Genomic DNA, 23,704 nt, shown 5'->3' with positions numbered 1-23,704 from the left:
ATTTATGAAAATAACAAAGAGTCTGTTCCATGCCAGCGTTCTGGGCCTGTCGCTGCTGGCGACCGGTGTCATGGCCGCGGTGCCTGCTGCCGAAGCCGACAAACTGGGCAAGAGCCTGACCCCGATGGGCGCCGAAATGGCCGGTAATGCCGACGGTTCGATTCCTGCCTGGAAACCGATGCCCAAGAATGCGGGCACCGTCGACAGCAAGGGGTTCCTGTCTGACCCGTATGCAAGTGAGAAACCGCTGTTCACCATCACTGCGCAGAACGTGGATCAATACAAGGACAAGCTCGCCCCGGGCCAGTACGCGATGTTCAAGCGCTACCCGGATAGCTTCAAGATGCCGGTTTACCCGTCCCATCGCGGTGCTACCGTGCCGGATGACGTGTTTGCCGCGATCAAGAAAAACGCCACCAATACCAATCTGGTGTCCGGCGGCAACGGGCTGGAGAACTTCGAAACGGCCGTACCGTTCCCGATCCCGAAAAGCGGCGTGGAAGTCATCTGGAACCACATCACCCGCTATCGCGGCGGCAGCGTGACCCGTCTGGTGACCCAGGCGACGCCACAGCCGAACGGCTCGTTCAGCCTGGTGTACTTCCAGGACCAGTTCGTGTTTCGCGACAAGATGAAGGACTACGATCCGAAGAACCCTGGCAACATCCTCTTCTACTTCAAGCAGAAAGTGACCGCGCCGGCGCGTCTGGCCGGTGGTGTGCTGCTGGTGCACGAAACCCTCGACCAAGTGAAAGAGCCACGTTCGGCGTGGGTCTACAACGCCGGTCAGCGTCGTGTGCGCCGCGCGCCACAAGTGTCCTATGACGGTCCGGGTACTGCGGCGGATGGTCTGCGTACCTCCGACAACCTCGATATGTACAACGGTGCGCCGGATCGCTACGACTGGAAACTCGAAGGCAAGAAAGAGATGTACATCGCCTCCGACAGCTACAAGCTCGACGATCCGAAACTGAAATACACCGACATCATCAAGGCTGGCCACATCAACCAGGATCTGGCGCGTTACGAGTTGCGTCGCGTCTGGCACGTAGTGGCGACCCTCAAGGAAGGTCAGCGCCACATCTACGCCAAGCGTGACTTCTACATCGATGAAGACACCTGGCAAGCAGCCGTCATCGACCACTACGACGGTCGTGGACAACTGTGGCGCGTAGCCGAGGCGCATGCCGAGAACTACTACGACAAGCAAGTGCCGTGGTACGCGCTGGAAACGCTCTACGACCTGCAATCCGGCCGCTATCTGGCGCTGGGCATGAAGAACGAAGAGAAGCAGGCCTATGACTTCGGCTTCACCGCCACCACCAGCGACTTCACCCCTGCCGCTTTGCGCCAGGAGGGTGTTCGCTAAACCGTTGTAAAGCGAGGCCGCATCCTCGTGAAAACGCCCCGACCGGTTCGGGGCGTTTTTTTGTCTGTAGCTTTTTTGTAGCCATTTGTAGCAGCAACCTTCATAACCGGTTCGTTTAAGGCTAGTCTGCGGACATCTGCAACGCCGCCAACTGCAATTCGAACAAGAGCCGGCCATGACTGATCTGTCCCCACTTCCGGGTCCCGCAAGCGTTGCTGTCGCGGCACTGGCCGGGCGTTTTTTTCGCCCGCCGTTGCCTGATGGCTATGTGTTGCGACCACGCCTTTGCGAGCGCCTGCAAGCGGGGCTCGGTGGACGGCTGTTGCTGGTCAGCGCTCCCGCCGGGTTCGGCAAAAGCTCGTTGGCGGTGGAGTTCTGCCAGAGCCTGCCTGCGCACTGGCAAAGCCTGTGGCTGGGTTTGAGCCCTCGCGACAGTGACCCTGGGCGGTTTCTCGAGCGCCTGCTCGAAGGCTTGCAGGATTATTTTCCGCAATTGGGCAGTCGCGCACTCGGCCTGCTGAAAATGCGTCAACGCCATCAGCCCTTCGCCTTCGAAGAGTGGCTCGACGGTCTGCTCGATGAGCTGGCATTGCACCTCGATCCGCTGAGCCCATTGCTGTTGGTGCTCGACGATTACCATCTCGCCCAAGGTCCGGTCCTGGACCGTTGCCTGCAGTTTTTCCTCAATCACTTGCCCGACGGCTTGCTGGTGATGGTCACCAGTCGGCAGCGCCCGGACTGGCATCTGGCGCGCTTGCGCCTGTCCCGGCAATTGCTTGAACTGCATGAGCAGGATCTGCGCCTGACCCACGACGAAGCCCTGACGTTACTTGATCGCCACAGCACTTCACTGCGCGGCGAAGCCTTGGAGAATCTGATCCTGCGCAGTGAAGGCTGGGTGGCGGGATTGCGTTTCTGGCTACTGGCGGTGTCCGAAGCCGGTGGCGATGCCGCTTTGCCTCAGGCACTGAACGGCGGGGAAGGGCTGATCCGCGACTATCTGCTTGAAGAAGTCATCGATTGTCTGCCCACCGAAGTGCAGGCGTTTCTCTACGACACTGCCCCGCAGGAACGCTTTTGCAGCGAACTCTGCGATGCGGTGCGTGAAGCCCATGACAGTGCCGAGATCCTGCGTTTCCTGCTGGCGCATCAGGTGTTTCTGGTGCCGCTGGATGAGCACGGGCACTGGTATCGCTATCACCATTTGTTTTCCGATTTGTTGCGCAGCCGGCCGATTGCCCAGGCGATGGTGCCGACCGCCACGCTGCACCTGCGTGCCTGTCGCTGGTTCAATGCCCAGGGCCTGCTCGACGAAGCGGTGGAACAGGCCTTGCGCGCCGGTCACCTCGATGTGGCGGCGAATCTGGTACAGAACCTTTCAGAAGAACAACTGCTGGCCGAGCAAAACGTCGGCATGCTGCTGCGCTGGAAAATGGACTTGCCTGATAGCCTGCTGATCAGCACGCCGCGCTTGATCGTCCTTTATAGCTGGGCGCTTGGGCTGGCCTGTCAGCTCGACGCGGCCGAAGAGTTGTCCAGCCACTTGAGTCGTTTCCTGCCGGCCCCGTCCGCCACGGCGCAAAAGTCGATGCTGGCGCAATGGCTGGCGCTGAGCGGAATCATTGCCCGTGGCCGCGGCCATCGAGAGTTAACCCTCAGGTATTGCACCGAAGCGCTGGAGAGCCTGCCGGCCAAGCGTTATGGCCAACGGCTGATGTGTTTGTCGACCTTGTCCAATCTGGCAATCGCTGACGGCGACCTGTGGCGTGCCCGTGGCCTGAACCGCGAATCCCTTGAGCTGGCGCAACGCGTCGGCAATCCCCTCTTCGAAGCCTTGGCGCATTACGACCGCGCCCGCGTGTTGCAGGCGCGCGGCGAAATCCTGCGGGCACTGGATGAAGTGCATCAGGGCCTGGAACGCCTGCGCGGCCTGTCACCGCAACGCTTGTACGCGGTGCGCGCACGGCTGACGCTGTACGAAGGTTTTCTGCTGGCGATGCGCTTGCAGCCACAGGCCGCGCGCGCGCGGTTACTGGCTGGTATTGGCGAGGCGCGCGCCTGTCGTGATATCAGCGTGTTGATCGGTCACTGCGTGATCGCACGCCTGGACGGCGCGAGCGGCGAATTCGCCAAAGCCTTCGCCGAACTCGCCGAAGCCGAACGCCTGATGCACATCTGGGACGTGCCGCCCATCTACTATCTGGCGATGATCACGCTGGTCAAATGTGAACTCTGGCTGGCGCAGGGGCGTACTGATCTGGCTGAAGCCTGGCTGGCGCGACTGGGCCAGACGTACACGGGCGAACGCGCCGCGGCTCCGCCGGAATTTCATCCACAGTTGCCGTTGCATGTTGAGTTGCAACAGGCGCTGCTCGATGTGATTCAAGGCCAGCCGATGCTCGCTGAGGGGCGGCTGAACGTTCTGCATGAGAATGGCCAGCAAACCGGTCGTCAGTTGCTCAGCGTGATGGTGTTGACCCAAAAGGTTGCGTTGCTGCTGGCGGGTGGGCGAGAGCCGGAAGCGCGCAAGGCATTGAATCAGGCGCTGGAAGCGGCGGCGGGGGGCGTGCTGCAGCCGTTCGATAGCTTGGTGAAGGAACACGCGGACTGGCTACGAGGGCATTTGCAGGCCTCTGCGACCTTGCCTGGGCAGCAATTGCTGGAGCATTTTCCGCCTGTAGCGGCTCGTCCAGTCGCCGAGTCCGGCGTTGCGGAACAACTCAGTAGCAGGGAGCTCGCCGTTTTACGCCTGATTGCCCAAGGCTGTTCGAACCAGCAAATCAGCGAGCAATTGTTCATCTCGCTACATACAGTGAAAACCCACGCCAGCCATATCAACAGCAAGCTGGGCGTTGAGCGGCGTACGCAGGCGGTGGCGCGGGCGAAGGAGTTGGGGTTAATGATTTAACGACGGTAAAATCCCGGAACAAACGGTTTCGACCGCTGATGAAAATTTTCCAGGATATCCCCCATGACGGTTTCAACCGCAGTGCTCATCCGCGAAACCTTCCCCGTCGGTCCGCTCCAGTGCAATTGCACCATCATCGGCGACCCAATCACCAAAAAAGCCATCGTCGTCGACCCCGGCGGCAATCCTGACCTGATCATGGCGCGCCTCGATGCCCACGGTCTGAAAGTCGTCAGCATCATCCACACCCACGCGCATCTCGATCACTTCCTCGCTTCCGGGCAGATGAAAGAGAAAACCGGCGCGACCCTGCATCTGCACAAGGAAGACCAGTTCCTGTGGGACAACCTGGAGATGCAATGCCAGATGTTCGGCGTGCCTTACACCCCCGTACCCTCACCGGATCGCTGGCTGAGTGACGATGAAGAACTCGCCTGCGGCTGCGGCGTGGCGTTGCACACGCCGGGTCATACACCCGGCTCCATGAGCTTTTGGTTTTCCGAGGCTAAGCTGTTAATTGCCGGTGACACGTTGTTTCGTCGCGGCGTAGGGCGCACGGATTTGTGGGGCGGCGATCAGGCGACCATCGTGCGATCGATCAAGCAGCGGCTTTACACACTGGATGAAGACGCGACGGTCGTTACCGGGCATGGTCCGGATACGCGTCTGGGTGATGAAATGCGTGAAAATCCTTTCGTGCGGGCGTAAATAATTTGTAATGGGTGTGCGGCGGAATTTTTACGCATAGTCATGATCAAACGCCCGCAGAGGTTCATTGCCAAACGGCCGCTGCACCATAGAATGCAGAAACGTAGGAGCTCTTCATGTTCACCAAGCGTCGTTTGATTATTGTCGCCACGGCCGTGGCCTTGCTGTCCGGCTGTGCTTCGCCTAACCCCTATGACAATCAGGGCCAGGCCGACGGTGGCTCCCAAGGCATGAGCAAAACCGCCAAGTATGGTGGTCTCGGGGCACTTGCCGGTGCATTGGCCGGTGCGGCCATCGACCACAACAACCGTGGCAAGGGCGCCTTGATCGGTGCAGCGGTAGTGGGGGCTTCGGCGGCCGGTTACGGTTACTACGCTGACAAGCAGGAAGCGAAACTACGCGCCAGCATGGCCAACACTGGCGTTGAGGTGCAGCGTCAGGGCGATCAGATCAAGCTGATCATGCCGGGCAACATCACGTTCGCCACCGATTCGGCGAACATCGCGTCCAGCTTCTACCAACCGCTGAACAATCTGGCCAACTCGCTGAAAGAGTTCAACCAGAACCAGATCGAAATCGTCGGCTACACCGACAGCACCGGCAGCCGCCAGCACAACATGGACCTGTCCCAGCGTCGTGCGCAGAGCGTGGCGACCTATCTGACCTCGCAAGGTGTCAGCGGTGCCAACCTGTCGGCCCGTGGCGCCGGTCCGGATAACCCGATTGCCAGCAACGGTGACGTCAATGGCCGGGCGCAGAACCGTCGGGTTGAAGTCAACCTGAAAGCGATTCCGGGGCAGCAGTATGGTGGTCAGCAGCAGGGCACGGTTCAGCAATATCCGTAACTGATCGTTTGAGTGAAAAAATGCCCGGTCCTGGTGATCGGGCATTTTTTGTGTGGTCTGTGCCGGCCTCTTCGCGGGCAAGCCCGCGAAGAGGCCGGTGTTGTCACCGCAAAATCAGCAGATACAAAAAAGCCCTCGGACAACAGCATTGTCCGGGGGCTTTTTGTTGGGCGCGAAACCCAATTACTTCTTCAGGCCATATTGCTCATCGAGCATGCCCGGCGAGTTTGGGGTCTTCGGTGCGTAGTCGCGTGGAGGCTCCTGATCGCGCGGTGGCGTCAGGCGTTCGCGCGGTGCCTGCGTCGCATCGGCGTGCAGGGCGGCGATCAGGCGTTGGCGGGTCTGCTCGTCCAGGGCCAGACGGTTGGCACCCTCGGCGAGATGATCCTGCACTTCCTGATAGCTCTGGGTCAGCTTCTTGACCAGCATCGCAGTGCTGTTGAAGTGGGTGACCACTTCGTTTTGATAACTGTCGAAACGCTCCTGGATATCATCCAGTTGACGCTGCGTACGGCTCGGCGCGGCGTTCGGCGCAACGCGCGCGATCAGGAATCCAATGGCGACACCCACAACCAGGGCAAGAGTCGGTAACAACCAAACTAAGAGCGAGTGTTCCACGAGTCCTTCCTCTATAAACGGCTTTGCTTTACGTTAACGGCTCGAACCTGCGCTGTATACCGCGATTCACTCGCAATAGATTGGCACAGACAATTTGCTAGACGAGTCGACCCGACTCGAGGTCACGGAGTTCCTTCCTTGCTGATGCGTGAAACCCCCGTAGTGATTGATGGCCCAATCGGCCAACTTGAGTCTCTGTATCTGGATAACGAGCAGCCGCGCGGTATCGCGCTGATCTGCCATCCTAACCCGGTGCAGGGCGGCACCATGCTCAACAAGGTCGTCTCGACCCTGCAGCGCACCGCGCGCGACGCCGGGCTGATCACCTTGCGTTTCAACTATCGCGGCGTCGGCGCCAGCGAAGGTTCCCACGACATGGGCACTGGCGAAGTCGATGATGCCCAGGCTGCGGCGGCATGGCTGAGGGAAAAACACCCGGATCTGCCGTTGACCCTGTTCGGTTTCTCCTTTGGTGGATTTGTTGCAGCAAGTCTCGGCGGGCGTCTTGAAGCGCAGGGCGTGCCGCTCAAGCACCTGTTCATGGTCGCGCCGGCGGTGATGCGTCTGGGTGATCAGGATCAACTGCCACAGCACGGCGAGCTGACGGTGATCCAGCCGGAAACCGACGAAGTGATCGATCCGCAACTGGTCTACGACTGGTCCGACAAACTCCAGCGCCCCCATGAGCTGCTGAAAGTGGCAGAATGCGGACACTTTTTTCATGGCAAGTTGACCGATCTCAAGGATCTGATCCTGCCGCGTCTCTCGAATTGATTGCAGTCTGACAAGCGATTACCCATGACGAACCGTACCCGTATCCTCACCGGCATCACCACCACCGGCACGCCGCACCTGGGCAACTACGCCGGCGCCATCCGCCCGGCGATCCTTGCCAGTCGCGACAGCAATGCCGATTCGTTCTACTTTCTGGCCGACTACCACGCCCTGATCAAATGCGATGACCCGCTGCGCATCCAGCGCTCGCGTCTGGAAATCGCCGCGACCTGGCTGGCCGGTGGCCTCGATGTCGACCGCGTGACCTTCTACCGCCAGTCCGACATCCCGGAAATCCCCGAGCTGACCTGGCTGCTGACCTGCGTTGCCGCCAAGGGCCTGCTTAACCGCGCCCATGCCTACAAGGCTTCGGTGGACAAGAACGTTGAAACCGGTGAAGACCCGGATGCCGGTATCACCATGGGCCTCTACAGCTATCCGGTGCTGATGGCGGCGGACATCCTGATGTTCAACGCGCACAAGGTGCCGGTCGGTCGCGACCAGATCCAGCATGTGGAAATGGCGCGCGACATCGGCCAGCGCTTCAACCATTTGTTTGGTCAGGGCAAAGAGTTTTTCACCATGCCCGAAGCGCTGATCGAGGAAAGCGTGGCGACGTTGCCGGGCCTCGACGGGCGCAAGATGTCGAAGAGCTACGACAACACCATCCCGTTGTTCTCCAGCGCCAAAGAGATGAAGGACGCGATCTCGCGGATCGTCACCGACTCCCGCGCGCCGGGCGAAGCCAAAGATCCGGACAACTCGCACCTGTTCACCCTGTTCCAGGCCTTCGCCACGCCGGCGCAATCCGACGAATTCCGCAGCGAACTGTTGGGCGGCCTGGGTTGGGGCGAGGCGAAGAACCGTTTGTTCCAGTTGCTCGACAACGAACTGGGCGAGGCTCGCGACAAGTATCACCAGTTGATCGAGCGTCCAGCAGATCTGGAAGACATCCTGCAGATCGGCGCGAAAAAGGCCCGTGCCGTGGCCACGCCGTTCCTCAACGAACTGCGTGAGGCCGTCGGCCTGCGTTCGTTCGTCAATCAGGTTCAAGTCGCAGCGACCACCAAGAAGAAAGTGGCGAAAGCCGCACGCTTCGTCAGCTTCCGTGAAGACGACGGCAGCTTCCGTTTCCGTCTGCTGGCCGCCGATGGTGAGCAACTGCTGCTGTCGCGCAACTTCGCCGACGGCAAAAACGCAGGCCAGGTGACCAAGCAACTGCAATCCGGCCAGCCTTTGGACGTGCGCAGCGAAGACCAGAGCTTCAGCGTGTGGCTGGAAGGCGAGTGCGTTGGCGACAGTCCGGCATTCGCTGACAGTGCAGCGCGGGATGCGGCCATCGAGGCCCTGCGGATCGCTCTGACACCGGTTCAGGAATAATCAGCGGCTCGGCCCGACCAAGGGCTGATTGCCATTCTCAAGGGCCGTCGCTACAGTGACGGCCCGTTTTTGTTGCCTTGCTAACGAATTATGACGCCCCTAGAACGATACCAAGCTGATCTGAAACGCCCGGACTTCTTCCATGACGCCGCGCAGGAAACTGCTGTGCGTCATTTGCAACGCCTGTACGAGGACCTGATCGCCGCCGATCAGAACAAACCGGGGCTGCTGAGCAAACTGTTTGGCAAAAAGGATCAGGCGCCGGTCAAGGGTCTGTACTTCTGGGGCGGCGTGGGCCGCGGCAAGACTTACCTGGTCGACACCTTCTTCGAAGCGCTGCCGTTCAAGGAAAAGACCCGCACTCACTTCCACCGTTTCATGAAGCGTGTGCATGAAGAGATGAAGACCCTCGGCGGTGAGAAAAACCCGCTGACCCTCATCGCCAAGCGTTTTTCGACTGAATCGCGGGTCATCTGCTTCGATGAGTTCTTTGTCTCCGATATCACTGACGCCATGATCCTCGGCACGCTGATGGAAGAGCTGTTCAAGAATGGTGTGACCCTGGTCGCGACTTCAAACATCGTCCCGGACGGTCTGTATAAAGACGGTCTGCAACGTGCGCGCTTCTTGCCAGCCATCGCGCTGATCAAGCAGAACACCGAGATCGTCAACGTCGACAGCGGCGTCGACTACCGTCTGCGTCACCTCGAACAAGCGGAGCTGTTCCACTATCCGCTCGACGAAGCCGCTCACGAAAGCCTGCGCAAAAGCTTCAAGGCACTGACGCCTGAGTGCACCGCTGCGGTCGAGAACGATGTGCTGATCATCGAAAATCGCGAAATCCGTGCCTTGCGCACTTGCGATGACGTGGCCTGGTTCGACTTCCGCGAACTGTGCGACGGCCCGCGCAGTCAGAACGATTACATCGAACTGGGCAAGATCTTCCACGCAGTGCTGCTCAGCGGTGTCGAGCAGATGAGCGTCACCACCGATGACATCGCTCGACGTTTCATCAACATGGTCGACGAGTTCTACGACCGCAACGTGAAGCTGATCATTTCTGCCGAAGTCGAGTTGAAAGATCTGTACACCGGCGGACGTCTGAACTTCGAGTTCCAGCGCACGCTGAGCCGTTTGCTGGAGATGCAATCCCACGAATTCCTGGCTCGGGCGCACAAGCCTTGAACCGATTCGGCAAATAAAAAAGGGCCTGCGAATGCAGGCCCTTTTTTATGTCTTGAAGATTCCTCGGATTCACCGCAATCCCCCTGTGGGAGCGGGCTTGCTCGCGAAAGCGGTGTGTCATTCAACATCGATGTCGGCAGATGCGCCGCCTTCGCGAACAAGCCCGCTACCACAGGGGATCTCTGTATGCTTCGGGGGTTAGGCAGCCTGCTGAAATTGCTGCCGATACTGGTTTGGCGACAGTTCGGTGTGCTGGCGGAACAGTCGCGCAAAGAAGCTCGCATCGTCATAGCCGACTTCATAACTGATGGTCTTGATGCTCTTGCGGCTGCCCGACAGTAAACCCTTGGCCGTTTCGATGCGCAGCCGTTGCAGGTAATGCAGCGGTTTGTCACCGGTGGCGGTCTGGAAGCGGCGCATGAAGTTGCGGATGCTCATGCCGTGTTCGCGGGCCACGTCTTCGAAGCGGAATTTGTCGGCGAAGTGTTCTTCGAGCCAGTGTTGAATCTGCAGAATGATCACGTCCTGATGCAGCTTCTGCCCGCCGAAACCGATGCGCCCTGGCGAATAGTTACGCTGCACCTCGTAAAGAATATCGCGGGCCACAGCCTGCGCCACGTTGGCGCCGCAGAAGCGCTCGATCAGATAGATGTAGAGATCGCAGGCCGACGTGGTGCCGCCGGCGCAATAGAGATTGTCGGCATCAGTCAGGTGCTTGTCCTGATTGAGGTGAACCTGCGGGAAGCGCTCGGCGAAGGCGTTGAAGAAGCGCCAGTAAGTGGTTGCTTCCTTGCCATTGAGCAGCCCCGCCTCGGCCAGCCAGAACACGCCTGTGGCCTCGGCGCATAGCACGGCGCCGCGAGCGTGTTGTTCGCGCAACCAAGGCAGGATTTGCGGGTAACGGCTGCACAGCGTATCGAAATCGTCCCAGAACGCCGGGAGGATGATGATATCGGTGTTTTCGAGACCGCCATCCACCGGCATGACTACATTGCTAAAGCTTTTCACCGGTTGGCCATCAGGGCTGACCAGGCGTGTTTCAAACGCCGGTGTCAGGCCGTGGCCCAATTGTTTGCCGTAGCGCAGGCTGGCCACATGGAAAAAATCCTTGGCTTGCATGAGGGTGAAGGCGAAAACCTGGTCGATCGCCAGGATGCTGACGCGCCGTAAGGGCGTGGAGACTTGCTTAGACATAATTCAACTTTTGTTTTGTTTTTATAAGGGAAAGTGGTCACCAGACGGCTGGATCGTCTTATTTTTTGTCGGATGTGTCCAGTGTCCTGTGTCGGAGGGGAGGCTTAGTCTCTGAAGGGTGTATCCCTCCAATAACAAAGAAAGGTGCCGCATGATTCCCAGAACCTTGTTCAGTTCCGAGCACGAATTGTTCCGCGACAGCGTACGAACATTCCTCGAAAAAGAGGCGGTGCCGTTTCATGCGCAGTGGGAGAAACAGGGCTATATCGACCGCAAACTATGGAACAAGGCAGGGGAGGCGGGGATGCTCTGCTCGCACCTGCCGGAAGAATACGGCGGCCTGGGAGCGGACTTTCTTTACAGCACCGTGGTGATCGAAGAGGTCGGTAGGCTGGGCCTGACCGGGATCGGTTTCTCGCTGCATTCGGACATCGTCGCGCCGTACATCCTGCATTACGGCAGCGAAGCGCTGAAGCACAAGTACCTGCCGAAACTGGTGTCGGGTGAGATGGTTACGGCTATCGCCATGACCGAGCCTGGCGCCGGTTCCGACCTGCAAGGGGTCAAGACTACGGCCGTGCTCGACGGTGACGAGTATGTGATCAACGGCTCCAAGACCTTCATCACCAATGGTTTTCTCGCCGATCTGGTCATCGTCGTCGCCAAGACCGATCCGAAAGCCGGCGCCAAAGGCACCAGCCTGTTTCTGGTCGAGGCGAACACGCCAGGTTTCGATAAAGGCAAGCGCCTGGAGAAAGTCGGGATGAAGGCGCAGGACACGTCGGAATTGTTCTTCCAGGACGTACGCGTGCCCAGGGAAAACCTGCTGGGTCAGGCCGGGGCGGGATTTGCCTATCTGATGCAGGAGTTGCCTCAGGAACGTCTGACGGTAGCCATCGGTGGCTTGGCCTCGGCCGAAGCAGCGCTGCAATGGACGCTCGATTACACCCGTGATCGCAAGGCGTTCGGCAAGGCGATTGCCGACTTCCAGAACACTCGATTCAAACTGGCGGAAATGGCCACGCAGATTCAGATCGGACGGGTGTTCGTCGATAAGTGTCTGGAGCTGCATCTGCAAGGCAAACTCGACGTGCCGACGGCAGCGATGGCGAAATACTGGGGCACCGACCTTCAATGCAAGGTGCTCGACGAGTGCGTGCAACTGCATGGCGGCTACGGCTTCATGTGGGAATACCCGGTGGCCCGGGCCTGGGCGGATGCGCGGGTGCAGCGGATTTATGCCGGCACCAACGAAATCATGAAAGAGATCATTGCGCGGTCGCTTTGAGTCTTGCGTTGACTTGACTGGCGTCTTCGCGGGCAAGCCCGCTCCCACAGGTTCGGTGATCGTGGGGGCGGGGTTGCTCGCTAAGACGGTTTATCTCGCGATCACGGCGCAGGGTTGGGGTGATCCTTATGAATCGCCTCAATCCCCTCCAGCACTTCATCTGAAAGCTTCAGATCAAAACTGGCGATGTTGCTGTCCAGTTGCTCAAGCGTCGTCGCACCAATGATGTTGCTGGTGACGAACGGCTGCTGGGTCACGAACGCCAAAGCCATTTGCGCCGGGTCCAGGCCGTGTTCGCGGGCCAGCGCCACGTAACGGGTGCACGCGGCCTCCGATTGCGCGTTGAAATAGCGGCTGAAGCGGCTGTAAAGGCTCAGACGGCCTTTTGGCGGACGTGCACCACCTTCGTACTTGCCCGACAAAAAGCCGAACGCCAGCGGCGAATAGGCGAGCAAGCCGCACTGTTCGCGGATGGCGATTTCCGCCAGGCCAACTTCAAAGCTGCGGTTGAGCAGGTTGTACGGATTCTGGATCGACACCGCGCGCGGCCAGCCACGGGCTTGGGCCAGCGCCAGAAAACGCATCGTGCCCCAAGGGGTTTCGTTGGACAGGCCGATGTGGCGGATTTTGCCAGCCTTTACCTGTTCGTCGAGTGCTTCGAGGGTGTCCTCCAGAGGTGTCAGGTTGGCTTCGATCTTGTGTTTGTAGCCCAGTTGTCCGAAAAAGTTGGTGCTGCGCTCTGGCCAGTGCAGTTGATACAAATCGATGTAATCGGTCTGCAGGCGCTTGAGGCTGGCGTCGACCGCTGCGGTGATGTGCTGACGGTTGTGGCGCAGGTTTTTGTCGCGGATGTAGTCGATGGTGTTGCCTGGGCCGGCGATTTTGCTGGCGAGGATCCAGTCGGCACGATCGCCGCGACTTTTGAAGTAATTGCCGATGTAACGCTCGGTGGTGGCGTAGGTGTCGGCTTTCGGCGGCACCGGATACATCTCGGCGGTGTCGATGAAGTTGATCCCGGCTTCCTTGGCCCGTTCGATCTGGGCGAAGGCTTCAGCTTCGGTGTTTTGCTCGCCCCAGGTCATGGTGCCGAGGCAGATTGCACTCACGTTCAGGTCGGTACGGCCTAGCTGGCGATAGTCCATCGGGTGCTCCTTGGGCAAAACAATCATAAAAGCAGGTTGAAATATTTTTCGCAATCTGCATAATTGCCGACCTCTTTCTGCAGTGGAAGTGATGCGCCGCCGCCGAAGAATCTTGCCGTTGAACGGACGCGCCGACCCGAGCCCCCGAAAGCGTCTGTATCCGGCTGCCTTTGACTTGTCAAAGTACGCACTATTCAGTAAGATCCGCCGTCTAATTTACAGGGCGGCCCCTGAGGCTATAAAGAATGAAAACTTTTACTGCTAAACCGGAAACAGTAAAGCGCGACTGGTTTGTCGTCGACGCTGCTGGTCAGACCCTGGGTCGTCTGGCCACCGAAATCGCGAGCCGTCTGCGTGGCAAGCACAAGCCTGAGTACACTCCTCACGTTGACACCGGCGACTACATCGTCGTAATCAACGCTGAGCAGATCCGTGTTACCGGTGCTAAAACCACTGACAAAATGTACTACTCCCACTCCGGTTTCCCGGGCGGCATCAAGTCGATCAACTTTGAAAAGCTGATCGCTAAAGCCCCTGAGCGCGTGATCGAGACCGCGGTTAAAGGCATGCTGCCTAAAAACCCACTGGGTCGCGACATGTACCGTAAGCTGAAAGTCTATGCGGGCGCTGCACACCCACATACTGCTCAGCAGCCCCAAGAACTGAAGTTTTAACGGAATAGTACATTATGTCGGCGACTCAAAATTACGGCACTGGCCGTCGCAAGACCGCAACCGCACGCGTTTTCCTGCGTCCGGGTACTGGTAAAATCTCCATCAACAACCGTTCGCTGGATAACTTCTTCGGCCGCGAAACTGCCCGCATGGTAGTTCGTCAGCCGCTGGAGCTGACCGAGACTGTCGAGAAGTTCGACATCTACGTCACCGTGATCGGTGGTGGTGTAAGTGGTCAGGCTGGCGCAATCCGCCACGGTATCACTCGCGCTCTGATGGACTACGACGAAACCCTGCGTGGCGCTCTGCGCAAAGCTGGCTTCGTTACTCGCGACGCTCGTGAAGTTGAACGTAAGAAAGTTGGTCTGCGTAAAGCGCGTAAGCGTCCGCAGTACTCGAAGCGTTAATTTCGCTTCCACGTTCAAAAAGAACGCCCGATTCCTCACGGAACCGGGCGTTTTTTTATGCCTGTGATTTATCAAAGAATTGCGCTGTGACAACTTGCCACATTCGTAGACCCCCTATACTACAAGGCTTGAGGGTGAGAGCTCCGGGTAATTCCCTTGTCAGAATTGGGGCTTTTCATTACCATCTCGGCAAAATTTTTATAAGTAACATTGATTTATTTAGTAGATGCCTGATTTAACAGGCCACAAAGCTGATGGGAGAGGACTGAATGAGCAATGACGGCGTGAATGCAGGCCGGCGTCGCTTCTTGGTAGCAGCCACATCCGTGGTGGGTGCTGCAGGAGCGGTGGGGGCTGCGGTCCCGTTCGTGGGGTCATGGTTTCCCAGTGCCAAGGCGAAAGCCGCTGGTGCACCGGTGAAAGTGAATGTCAGCAAAATCGAGCCAGGACAGCAGATGATTGCTGAATGGCGCGGTCAGCCGGTGTTCATTGTCCGCCGTACCGAGGAAATCCTGGGGAATCTTAAAAAGATCGAGGGGCAGCTCTCCGATCCGACCTCCAAAAACTCCACGCAACCCACCTATGTCGACCCGGAAGTACGTTCCATCAAGCCGCAAATCCTGCTGGTGATCGGGATCTGTACGCACCTGGGTTGCTCGCCGACCTTCCGTCCCGAAGTGGCGCCCGCGGATCTGGGCAAAGATTGGGTAGGCGGTTATTTCTGCCCTTGCCATGGTTCCCGTTACGATCTGGCTGGCCGCGTCTACAAGTCGCAACCTGCGCCTTTGAATCTGCCAGTTCCCCCGCATTCCTATGAGACTGATGACCTGATTGTCATTGGCATCGATACGGAGAAAGCGTGATGAGCAAGTTCATGGATTGGGTTGATGCGCGCTTCCCCGCCACCAAGATGTGGGAAGACCATCTCAGCAAGTATTACGCGCCAAAAAACTTCAACTTCTTCTATTTTTTCGGCTCCCTGGCGCTGCTGGTTCTGGTTAACCAGATCGTCACCGGTGTCTGGCTGACGATGAGCTACACCCCGTCGGCAGAAGAAGCGTTCGCTTCCGTCGAATACATCATGCGTGACGTCGAGTACGGCTCGATCCTGCGTTTGCTGCACTCCACAGGTGCTTCGGCGTTCTTCATCGTGGTCTATCTGCACATGTTCCGAGGCTTGCTCTACGGCTCGTATCAGAAACCGCGTGAGCTGGTCTGGGTGTTCGGCATGCTGATCTACCTGGCGCTGATGGCTGAAGCCTTCATGGGGTATCTGCTGCCATGGGGCCAGATGTCCTACTGGGGTGCCCAGGTGATCATTTCGTTGTTCGGCGCGATTCCAGTCATCGGTAACGACCTGACGCAATGGATTCGTGGTGACTACCTGATCTCCGGGATCACCCTGAACCGTTTCTTTGCCTTGCACGTTGTGGCCCTGCCGATCGTGATTCTCGGTCTGGTGGTGCTGCATATTCTGGCACTGCACGAAGTTGGTTCGAACAACCCTGACGGCGTTGATATCAAGAAGCATAAAGACGAAAACGGTATCCCGCTGGACGGCATTGCGTTCCATCCGTACTACACCGTGAAAGACATTGTCGGCGTGGTCGTGTTCCTGTTCATCTTCTGCACGATCGTGTTCTTTTTCCCGGAAATGGGTGGTTATTTCCTCGAGAAGCCGAACTTTGAAGTGGCTAACGCCTTCAAGACGCCTGAACACATTGCTCCGGTCTGGTACTTCACGCCGTTCTACGCAATTTTGCGGGCGATTCCGGACAAGCTTATGGGCGTGATCGCGATGGGGGCTTCGATTGCTTTGCTGTTTGTACTGCCTTGGCTTGACCGAAGTCCGGTCAAGTCGATGCGCTATAAGGGCTGGCTGAGCAAAATCTGGCTTGTGGTTTTCTGTGTGTGTTTTGTGCTGCTTGGCTGGACTGGCGTGAAAGCCCCGACACCGACTCTGACGTTGTTGTCGCAGGTCTGCACCTTCCTGTACTTCGCCTACTTCATTCTGATGCCGTTCTACACCCGGCTCGAGAAGACCAAACCGGTTCCGGAAAGGGTGACTGGCTGATGAAAAAATTATTCGCTGCACTGATTCTTGTTGCTTTGCCTGTGTTGTCGTTCGCCGCCGAGCACGGTCCTGAGCTGGAAAGCGTCGACATCGACGTTTCCGATAAAGCAGCCCTGCAAGATGGCGCGCGTACGTTCGCCAACTATTGCATGGGTTGCCACAGTGCCAAGTTCCAGCGCTACGAGCGGGTCGCCGATGATCTCGGCATCCCGCACGATGTGATGCTGGAGAAGCTGGTCTTCACCGGTGCCAAGATTGGCGATCACATGAGCATCGGCATGCAGCCCGCTGATGCCAAGACCTGGTTCGGCGCTGCGCCACCGGATCTGACGCTGGTCGCTCGCGTTCGGGGTACTGACTGGCTCTACGGTTATCTGAAGTCGTTCTATGAAGATCCTGCGCGTCCATGGGGTGTGAACAACAAGGTCTTCCCGAACGTCGGCATGCCTAACGTGCTGGTCGGCCTGCAAGGTCGTCAGGTCGTGGGCTGCAAACAGGTGCAGATCGTCGAAGACGGCAAGAAGCAATATGATCCGTTGACTGGTACGCCTTTGACTCATGAAGCGTGCGATCAACTGACCATCGTGCCGAAGTCGGGTGCTCTGAATGAAGAGCAGTTCGATGAGAAGGTCAAGAATCTGGTAACCTTCCTGGCTTACTCGGCTAACCCGGTTAAGCTGCAACATCAGCGCATCGGTACTTACGTTTTGCTCTACCTGGCGTTCTTCTTTGTGTTCGCCTACCTGCTCAAGCGTGAATACTGGAAAGACGTGCACTGATAACGCTTCAAGCATTGCTGTTAATCGCGCGCGCCCAAGGGTGTCTCCGATAGCGCAACGTCTGGCCAGCCAGGTGTTGCGGGAGGCACCCTCTGGGCGCGCGCGTTTTTCCGGTTCCGACAAATTCAACAAGCGAGGAGGATCGCCATGGGCGTGACCAATCGGTTGGCCTGTTACTCCGACCCCGCCGACCACTATTCCCACCGAGTGCGTATCGTACTTGCAGAGAAGGGTGTCAGCGCCGAGATCATTTATGTGGAAGCTGGTCGCCAGCCGCCTAAACTGATTGAGGTGAACCCTTACGGCAGTCTGCCGACGCTGGTCGATCGTGACCTGGCGTTGTGGGAGTCGACCGTGGTGATGGAATATCTGGATGAGCGTTACCCGCACCCGCCGTTGATGCCGGTTTATCCGGTGGCGCGTGCCAACAGCCGTCTGCTGATTCATCGTATTCAGCGTGACTGGTGTGGTCTGGTGGATCTGATCCTGGATCCGAAAGCCAAGGAAGCCGCGCGAGTTGTGGCGCGTAAGGAATTGCGCGAAAGCCTGACAGGCGTGTCGCCGCTGTTTGCCGACAAACCGTTTTTCCTCAGTGAGGAACAAAGTCTGGTGGATTGCTGCCTATTGCCAATACTCTGGCGTTTGCCGATTCTGGGTATTGAACTGCCGCGGCCAGCCAAGCCGCTGCTTGATTATATGGAGCGCCAGTTTGCGCGTGAGGCTTTCCAGGCGAGTCTGTCTGGCGTCGAACGCGATATGCGCTAAGGCTTAAGGAGCCGCTATGAACTCCAGTCGACCTTATCTGGTCCGCGCGCTCTATGAGTGGATTGTTGATAACGATTGCACCCCGCACATGCTGGTCAATTCCGAATACCCAGCGGTGCAGGTACCGCAGGGTTTTGCCAGTGACGGGCAGATTGTCCTGAACATCTCGCCGAGTGCTGTGCGTCATCTGCACATGGATAACGACGTGGTGACCTTCGAGGGGCGCTTCGGTGGTGTCCCGCACAGTCTTTACGTGCCAATCAGTGCAATCCTGGGCATCTACGCCCGGGAGAACGGGCAGGGCATGGTGTTCGACCTCGAGTCGCCGATGGATGATGAAGGCGATATCGAGCCGGATGACGACCTGCCACCTCCTGACAGCGAGCCACCGCGCCCAAGCGGCCGACCAAGTCTGAAAGTGGTGAAATAAAAAAAGGCGATCCGCAAGGATCGCCTTTTTTGTTACTGCAAGGGCGGGTGTCAGTCGATGTACTCGAACAGTTTCACGATTTTCTGCACGCCGGAGACGCCTTGCACCAGGTTGGTGGCCTGAGTGGCTTCCTGTTTGGTCAGCAGGCCCAGCAGGTAGACGATGCCGTTCTCGGTCACGACTTTGATGCGCGAGCCAGGAATGCTGGCGTCGGTGAGCATCTGGGTCTTGATCTTGGTGGTTAGCCAGGCATCGTTCTGACGGGCCAGCAGGGAGGAGGGTTGCAGCACTTGCAGTTCGTTGTGCACCTTCTTCACGCGCTGCACGTTGGCGGCGGCCTGCTCGGCCTTGGCCTTGAGGTCTTCGCGTGGTGTCTGGCCGGCCAGCAACACGACGCCGTTGAAGCTGGTGACGACGATGTGCGAATCGTTATCCAGGGCCGGGTCGGCCTTGGCGACGTTCACGCCCACTTTGGTTTCGATCAGCGAGTCGTCGATCTTGCTGCCGAAGGTGCGGGTGCCGCGGTCGTCTTCAATCGGCGCTTCACGGCTGGCATTCACCACTGAGGTGCAGCCGCTGATGCCGAGGCATAGAGTCAAGGCCAGAAGGCCAAGGCGATTAGGGGTCATTCTTCACTCCCGAACAGTTGGCTGTCGATCAGATCGCAAAGGCAATGGATCGCCAGCAAGTGGACTTCTTGAATGCGTGCAGTGACATTGGCCGGTACGCGAATCTCTACGTCCTCGGGCAACAGCAGCGACGCCATGCCGCCGCCATCGCGTCCGGTCAAAGCTACGACAATCATTTCGCGATCATGTGCGGCCTGAATCGCTTGAATAATGTTCGCCGAGTTACCGCTCGTCGAAATCGCCAGCAATACATCGCCTGGTTGACCGAGCGCACGGATCTGCTTGGAGAACACTTCGTTGTAGCTGTAGTCGTTGGCAATCGAGGTGATCGTCGAGGTGTCGGTGGTCAGGGCTATGGCTGGCAAGCTCGGGCGCTCGCGCTCGAAGCGGTTAAGCAGCTCCGAGGAAAAGTGCTGGGCGTCGCCCGCAGAGCCGCCATTGCCGCACGAAAGCATTTTGCCTTCGTTGAGCAGGGCATTGACCATGATCTGGCTGGCTTGCTCGATGTGCGGTGCAAGTACGTCCATCGCCTGTTGCTTGGTGTCGATACTGGCCTGGAAAAGCTGGCGAATTCGGGATTGCATGTCCATCTGTGTGACCTTAAGTAGCGCGGCTGTTCGGCACATGAATGTGCAGCCCGCAAAGCAAAGAGCAAAATGTGTCGGGTGAAAAACGGGTCGGGTGCAGGTGATCAACTGTCGAAAGCATTCTGCAACCAGTTCAGCTGACTCGGATGGCTGTCGATGGCCACCACGTCGAAGCGGCAGGGGGAGTTGGCCCAACGCGACTCGCGCTGAAGAAAATACTGCGCAGCGAAAATCAGTTTCTGCTGCTTGCGCCCATCGATACTAGCGAGCGCTCCACCCCATTGAGTGTTTTTTCTGTAGCGAACTTCAACGAATACTACTGTATCGCCATCAAGCATGACCAGATCAAGCTCGCCGCGTTTACATAACCAGTTCTGCGCCAGCAGGCGCAGACCTTGGTTCTGTAGATGCTCGAGCGCTTGGCGCTCGGCATCTTTACCGCTTTGCGAGCGTGACCTGTCGGGCATCAGCGCGGGGTATCCGGCAGACGTTGGACCTGACCATTGACGAACTGCGCCCAAGGCAACTGACGCACAACGCGTTGAGTCTGGGTCATGCCGAGGCTGCCCGACTGGCCTTCGATGCGGCTGTCCGGCAGGGCTTTGAGCTGGCTCAGGCGCGGAGCCAGGCGATAAGCGTCAACGCCCATGGCGTACAGACGCCCCAGACTGCCGGCCGCTTGCGGCCACTGTGCGGTGACTTGTTGGCGCAGCGGATCGCTGGTTTCCAGCAGCCATGGGGTTTCGCAGAAGCGAATGCCGTTCATGTCGTTGTACTGGTTCACATCGCCGCTGGCGCTGTACACATGGGAGGTCGCATAGACCGGAACGTCACCGGCGTACTGGAAGTTCAGGGTCGGCTTGATCTGCTGTGCCTGTTGTGGTGTCGAGGCGAGGAAGATGAATTCGATGTCCTGACTGCGCGACGGTTGTGCGGCTACGTTGGTGCCGGCAGCATTTTGCAGGCTCTTGGCGCGGGCTTCGCTCTGGCGCAGCCGGAACATATCAGCGATCTGCTGAGCCAGTTGCACAGGTTGATCAATGTGCTCGATGGCGACAACGCTGCCGCCATTGGCTTGCCAGTCCTGGCTGAACGCGCGCATTACGCGGTCGCCCCATTCGCCTTTCGGCACCATGATCGCAGCGCGGTGCAGGCCGTCGGCGCGTGCGCGGCGGGACACTTCGCGGGCTTCGTCTTCAGCCGCCAGACCAAACTGAAACAGCTGTGCCGGACCTTGATCGCCTTCGCTGTAGTTCAGTGCCAGGGTGGTGATAGGCAGTTGTGGGCGAGTGCTCAGTTGTTTGACCAGTGGTTTTTCCAGCGGTCCGACCACCAGTTGCACGCCATCGGCTTGAGCCTTGCGATAGAACTCATCCATCGAGGTCAGCTTCGTGCTGTCGTAAAACTCGATGGCTGGCGGCTTCTGCCCGGCCTGTTGAGCCTGATAGTGCGCAGCCATGAAGCCTTCGCGTAGCGCTTTGCCGACAGCAGCCAGTTGACCATCTTGTGGCAGCAGCAGGGCAATCTTGCTCAGGGGCTGGCTGGTCAGCTCCTTGAGTTTGGCCAATGGCAATGGCAGCTTGATGGCGGCCGGATGCTTTGGATTTTGTGCACGCCAGGTGTCGATGGCGGCTTGCTGTTGTTCCAGGGTGCCGGCGGTTTTTACGGCCAGTGCCAGGCCCATCCAGCCACCGAGATCGTCGGTGGTGTTGGGTTGCAGTTGATCGGTCGGCAGCGAGGCGATCAGGCTCCAGATGGCTTCGTGGTTCTTGCTGGCGGCTTCACCTTGCAGCATCGGGGCGATGAAGACGCGCTCACGGGCAGCGGCGAGCGTCTGGCCATCGGCTTCCAGGGCGCGGGCGTGCACGGTGCCGGTGCGTATCTGCTGATCTTCCGGCATTTCACCCAAGTGTTGCAGGCTCGGATGGCTCAGCGCGGTCAGCGCCGCTTTTGGCTGATTGCGCGTCATGGCCAGTTCCGCTGCCAAGGTGCTGGCGAAAATCTGCTGGCCTGGCTTGAGTTGCTCCAGTGGCACTTGTTGCAGGATCTGTGCGGACTGTCCGGCATTGCCCTGGCGATAAGCCAGATCTGCGGCGCTCAGGCGCAACAGGGCAGCTTTTTCCGGGGTTTTAGCTTGGGTAGCCTGTTCGAGCATTTGCTCGATGCTGGCATCCGGAGTCCGTGGAAGTTCGCCAAGGCTGGAGGAAGGGGAGCTGGCGCAAGCCGCCAACAAGGCAGCGAGGCAAAGGGCAGTGAACAGCCGCAGGCAAGCGATCATGTAAATGTTCCTGATACTCGATCAAATTAGCGTGGAATTGTACCCAAGCGCTGGCCGGGGCGCGATGTTACTGGCATGAATCAGTCAATTTAGCTGAAGGAAATGTTGCCGCGGCGCACAGTTACGCACAAAACCCAAGGATGCCTGAACGCATCGCGAGCCTCGTGACGCGTTACAATGCCGGCTTTTACCGATCATGAGGTGTGCGCTTTGACTGCTCCAGGTCCTTTGAATTCCGCTGCTGGCTCGCTTTATGTGGTGGCGACGCCCATCGGCAACCTGGACGACATCAGCGCCCGGGCACTGAAAATTCTCCGTGAAGTGGCACTGATCGCGGCGGAAGACACGCGTCACTCGCAACGATTGATGCAGCACTTTGGTATTTCCACACCGCTGGCCGCCTGCCACGAACATAACGAACGAGATGAAGGTAGCCGCTTTATTACCCGTTTGCTGGCGGGTGACAACGTGGCGTTGATCTCTGATGCAGGAACACCGCTGATTTCCGATCCGGGGTATCACTTGGTGCGTCAGGCACGGGCCGCCGGGATCAATGTGGTGCCGGTGCCAGGCGCCTGTGCGCTCATTGCTGCGCTATCGGCGGCGGGGCTGCCGTCTGACCGGTTCATCTTCGAGGGTTTTCTGCCGGCCAAGTCAGTCGGACGCAAGGCGCGCCTGGAAGCCGTCAAGGATGAGCCGCGCACGTTGATTTTCTATGAGGCGCCGCACCGTATCCTTGAATGTTTGCAGGACATGGAGGCGGTTTTCGGTGGCGAGCGTCAGGCGTTGCTGGCCCGTGAAATCACCAAGACGTTCGAAACCCTTAAAGGTTTGCCGTTGGCTGAGCTGCGCGCATTTGTGGAGTCCGACAGCAATCAGCAGCGCGGCGAGTGTGTGGTGTTGGTGGCAGGCTGGACCGCGCCGGAGTCCGAAGACGCTGTCAGCAGCGAGGCGATGCGCATCCTTGATTTGTTGCTCGAAGAGATGCCGCTCAAGCGTGCGGCGGCGCTTGCAGCGCAAATCACTGGTGAGCGTAAAAACGTGTTGTATCAAGTCGCGCTGGATAAACAGAAGGGTGAGTAACCCATCGCACAGAGCGGGTTTGCGGCTATTAAGGCTTGTTCTTCAGTCGCTCTGCCGTTAACCTTCGCGGCGGAGAGTCGATCGGACAGTCGCTGCCCTCTATGAAAATTAGGGGGGGGAGGAAAGTCCGGGCTCCATAGGGCGAAGTGCCAGGTAATGCCTGGGAGGCGTGAGCCTACGGAAAGTGCCACAGAAAATAACCGCCTAAGTGCTTCGGCACCGGTAAGGGTGAAAAGGTGCGGTAAGAGCGCACCGCACGTCTGGCAACAGTTCGTGGCTAGGTAAACCCCACTTGGAGCAAGACCAAATAGGGTCCCAAGGCGTGGCCCGCGCTGGGACCGGGTAGGTTGCTAAAGATGTCCAGTGATGGCCATCGTAGACGAATGACTGTTCAAGACAGAACCCGGCTTACAGATCGACTCTCCACCTTTTTCTTTCCCTGCTTGAATCAATGGCATCAGGGCTGTGTATTATCAGCAGGCCCTGGCTGAACGTTCGGCAGCGGCAAATGCAGTAATAGCCATTTCCCACCTTGCTTCAATCAACAGCAGAAGCGCATTTGTAATACCGAAAAAATCTTACTCTTA

The 23,704-nt window shown here is 58.3% G+C and carries 23 protein-coding genes and 1 other RNA gene; 17 read left to right on the top strand and 7 right to left on the bottom strand.

The genetic code is table 11. From position 1 onward, the window contains the following. Nucleotides 1-4: 4 nt before the first annotated feature. The 4 genes from AACY02_RS12405 (at nt 5) to AACY02_RS12390 (ending at nt 5,830) form a co-directional block, all read left to right on the top strand. Complete coding sequence (locus AACY02_RS12405) at nt 5-1,369, top strand: DUF1329 domain-containing protein (RefSeq protein ID WP_339432171.1); 1,365 nt, start codon at nt 5-7, stop codon at nt 1,367-1,369. Nucleotides 1,370-1,544: 175 nt separating this feature from the next. Further along, a complete protein-coding gene (locus tag AACY02_RS12400) occupies nt 1,545-4,277 on the top strand; it encodes a LuxR C-terminal-related transcriptional regulator (RefSeq protein WP_339432170.1) in 2,733 nt (910 codons plus the stop codon). 63 nt (nt 4,278-4,340) lie between these two features. Continuing rightward, complete coding sequence (locus AACY02_RS12395) at nt 4,341-4,985, top strand: MBL fold metallo-hydrolase (protein ID WP_339432169.1); 645 nt, start codon at nt 4,341-4,343, stop codon at nt 4,983-4,985. A 116-nt stretch (nt 4,986-5,101) separates the two neighbouring features. Further along, on the top strand, nt 5,102-5,830 hold the full coding sequence (locus tag AACY02_RS12390; RefSeq protein ID WP_339432168.1) for an OmpA family protein: 729 nt from the start codon (nt 5,102-5,104) through the stop codon (nt 5,828-5,830). Between the two features lie 183 nt (nt 5,831-6,013). On the opposite strand, the gene AACY02_RS12385 is transcribed toward AACY02_RS12390, so the two are convergent. Beyond that, on the bottom strand, nt 6,014-6,448 hold the full coding sequence (locus tag AACY02_RS12385) for a YhcB family protein (RefSeq protein WP_339432167.1): 435 nt from the start codon (nt 6,446-6,448) through the stop codon (nt 6,014-6,016). A gap of 144 nt (nt 6,449-6,592) precedes the next feature. On the opposite strand from AACY02_RS12385, the gene AACY02_RS12380 reads away from it, so the two are divergent. The 3 genes from AACY02_RS12380 (at nt 6,593) to zapE (ending at nt 9,787) form a co-directional block, all read left to right on the top strand. Continuing rightward, a complete protein-coding gene (locus tag AACY02_RS12380) occupies nt 6,593-7,222 on the top strand; it encodes an alpha/beta hydrolase (RefSeq protein WP_339432217.1) in 630 nt (209 codons plus the stop codon). A 24-nt stretch (nt 7,223-7,246) separates the two neighbouring features. Next, nucleotides 7,247-8,602, top strand: coding sequence for a tryptophan--tRNA ligase (locus AACY02_RS12375; protein WP_339432166.1), 1,356 nt, complete (start codon nt 7,247-7,249; stop codon nt 8,600-8,602). A gap of 90 nt (nt 8,603-8,692) precedes the next feature. Then, entirely contained in the window at nt 8,693-9,787 is a 1,095-nt protein-coding gene (gene zapE, locus AACY02_RS12370; protein WP_339432165.1) for a cell division protein ZapE, read from the top strand. 198 nt (nt 9,788-9,985) lie between these two features. Here the strand turns inward: zapE and AACY02_RS12365 are convergent, their stop codons facing one another. Continuing rightward, complete coding sequence (locus AACY02_RS12365; RefSeq protein WP_221731600.1) at nt 9,986-10,882, bottom strand: GlxA family transcriptional regulator; 897 nt, start codon at nt 10,880-10,882, stop codon at nt 9,986-9,988. A 250-nt stretch (nt 10,883-11,132) separates the two neighbouring features. Between AACY02_RS12365 and AACY02_RS12360 the strand changes: the two genes are divergently transcribed. Next, complete coding sequence (locus tag AACY02_RS12360) at nt 11,133-12,269, top strand: acyl-CoA dehydrogenase family protein (RefSeq protein ID WP_339432164.1); 1,137 nt, start codon at nt 11,133-11,135, stop codon at nt 12,267-12,269. Nucleotides 12,270-12,370: 101 nt separating this feature from the next. Here the strand turns inward: AACY02_RS12360 and AACY02_RS12355 are convergent, their stop codons facing one another. Beyond that, on the bottom strand, nt 12,371-13,411 hold the full coding sequence (locus tag AACY02_RS12355; RefSeq protein WP_339432163.1) for an NADP(H)-dependent aldo-keto reductase: 1,041 nt from the start codon (nt 13,409-13,411) through the stop codon (nt 12,371-12,373). Nucleotides 13,412-13,656: 245 nt separating this feature from the next. On the opposite strand from AACY02_RS12355, the gene rplM reads away from it, so the two are divergent. The 7 genes from rplM to AACY02_RS12320 all read left to right on the top strand — a co-directional run bounded on the left by rplM (nt 13,657) and on the right by AACY02_RS12320 (nt 18,540). Then, the gene (rplM, locus tag AACY02_RS12350; protein ID WP_007917032.1) at nt 13,657-14,085 is read left to right on the top strand and encodes a 50S ribosomal protein L13; all 429 of its coding nucleotides are present in this window, start codon (nt 13,657-13,659) and stop codon (nt 14,083-14,085) included. A gap of 14 nt (nt 14,086-14,099) precedes the next feature. Next, entirely contained in the window at nt 14,100-14,492 is a 393-nt protein-coding gene (gene rpsI, locus AACY02_RS12345) for a 30S ribosomal protein S9 (protein WP_100845125.1), read from the top strand. A 269-nt stretch (nt 14,493-14,761) separates the two neighbouring features. Further along, complete coding sequence (petA, locus tag AACY02_RS12340) at nt 14,762-15,355, top strand: ubiquinol-cytochrome c reductase iron-sulfur subunit (protein WP_221731519.1); 594 nt, start codon at nt 14,762-14,764, stop codon at nt 15,353-15,355. Then, nucleotides 15,355-16,566 carry a cytochrome b gene (locus tag AACY02_RS12335; RefSeq protein WP_339432162.1) on the top strand — a complete coding sequence of 404 codons (1,212 nt, stop codon included), beginning with the start codon at nt 15,355-15,357 and terminating at the stop codon, nt 16,564-16,566. Before petA ends, AACY02_RS12335 begins: the two co-directional genes overlap by 1 nt. After that, nucleotides 16,566-17,345, top strand: a complete 780-nt coding sequence (locus AACY02_RS12330; RefSeq protein ID WP_339432161.1) for a cytochrome c1 — start codon at nt 16,566-16,568, stop codon at nt 17,343-17,345. Before AACY02_RS12335 ends, AACY02_RS12330 begins: the two co-directional genes overlap by 1 nt. 147 nt (nt 17,346-17,492) lie before the next feature. Next, complete coding sequence (locus AACY02_RS12325) at nt 17,493-18,110, top strand: glutathione S-transferase N-terminal domain-containing protein (RefSeq protein ID WP_090286143.1); 618 nt, start codon at nt 17,493-17,495, stop codon at nt 18,108-18,110. 16 nt (nt 18,111-18,126) lie between these two features. Next, the gene (locus AACY02_RS12320; protein ID WP_108590189.1) at nt 18,127-18,540 is read left to right on the top strand and encodes a ClpXP protease specificity-enhancing factor; all 414 of its coding nucleotides are present in this window, start codon (nt 18,127-18,129) and stop codon (nt 18,538-18,540) included. Nucleotides 18,541-18,590: 50 nt separating this feature from the next. On the opposite strand, the gene AACY02_RS12315 is transcribed toward AACY02_RS12320, so the two are convergent. The 4 genes from AACY02_RS12315 to AACY02_RS12300 form a co-directional block, all read right to left on the bottom strand. Then, the gene (locus AACY02_RS12315) at nt 18,591-19,169 is read right to left on the bottom strand and encodes a BON domain-containing protein (protein WP_166221262.1); all 579 of its coding nucleotides are present in this window, start codon (nt 19,167-19,169) and stop codon (nt 18,591-18,593) included. Next, nucleotides 19,166-19,759, bottom strand: a complete 594-nt coding sequence (locus AACY02_RS12310) for a phosphoheptose isomerase (RefSeq protein ID WP_008082788.1) — start codon at nt 19,757-19,759, stop codon at nt 19,166-19,168. The genes AACY02_RS12315 and AACY02_RS12310 overlap by 4 nt, the downstream gene beginning before the upstream one ends. 101 nt (nt 19,760-19,860) lie before the next feature. Next, on the bottom strand, nt 19,861-20,223 hold the full coding sequence (locus tag AACY02_RS12305) for a YraN family protein (protein ID WP_150592666.1): 363 nt from the start codon (nt 20,221-20,223) through the stop codon (nt 19,861-19,863). Next, complete coding sequence (locus AACY02_RS12300; protein WP_339432160.1) at nt 20,223-22,034, bottom strand: penicillin-binding protein activator; 1,812 nt, start codon at nt 22,032-22,034, stop codon at nt 20,223-20,225. Before AACY02_RS12300 ends, AACY02_RS12305 begins: the two co-directional genes overlap by 1 nt. A 177-nt stretch (nt 22,035-22,211) precedes the next feature. Here AACY02_RS12300 and rsmI point away from each other — a divergent pair, with 177 nt between their 5' ends. Beyond that, the gene (gene rsmI / locus AACY02_RS12295) at nt 22,212-23,117 is read left to right on the top strand and encodes a 16S rRNA (cytidine(1402)-2'-O)-methyltransferase (RefSeq protein WP_339432159.1); all 906 of its coding nucleotides are present in this window, start codon (nt 22,212-22,214) and stop codon (nt 23,115-23,117) included. Between the two features lie 73 nt (nt 23,118-23,190). After that, an RNA gene (rnpB, locus tag AACY02_RS12290) (RNase P RNA component class A) lies at nt 23,191-23,544 on the top strand. The last annotated feature ends 160 nt before the right edge of the window (nt 23,545-23,704 follow it).

The organism is Pseudomonas sp. EA_65y_Pfl2_P78 (genome assembly GCF_963970495.1).
Classification (GTDB): Bacteria; Pseudomonadota; Gammaproteobacteria; order Pseudomonadales; family Pseudomonadaceae; genus Aquipseudomonas; species Aquipseudomonas baetica_A.
The sequence above is the reverse complement of the archived record's forward strand: the minus strand, read 5'-3'. Positions and strand labels throughout refer to the sequence as shown.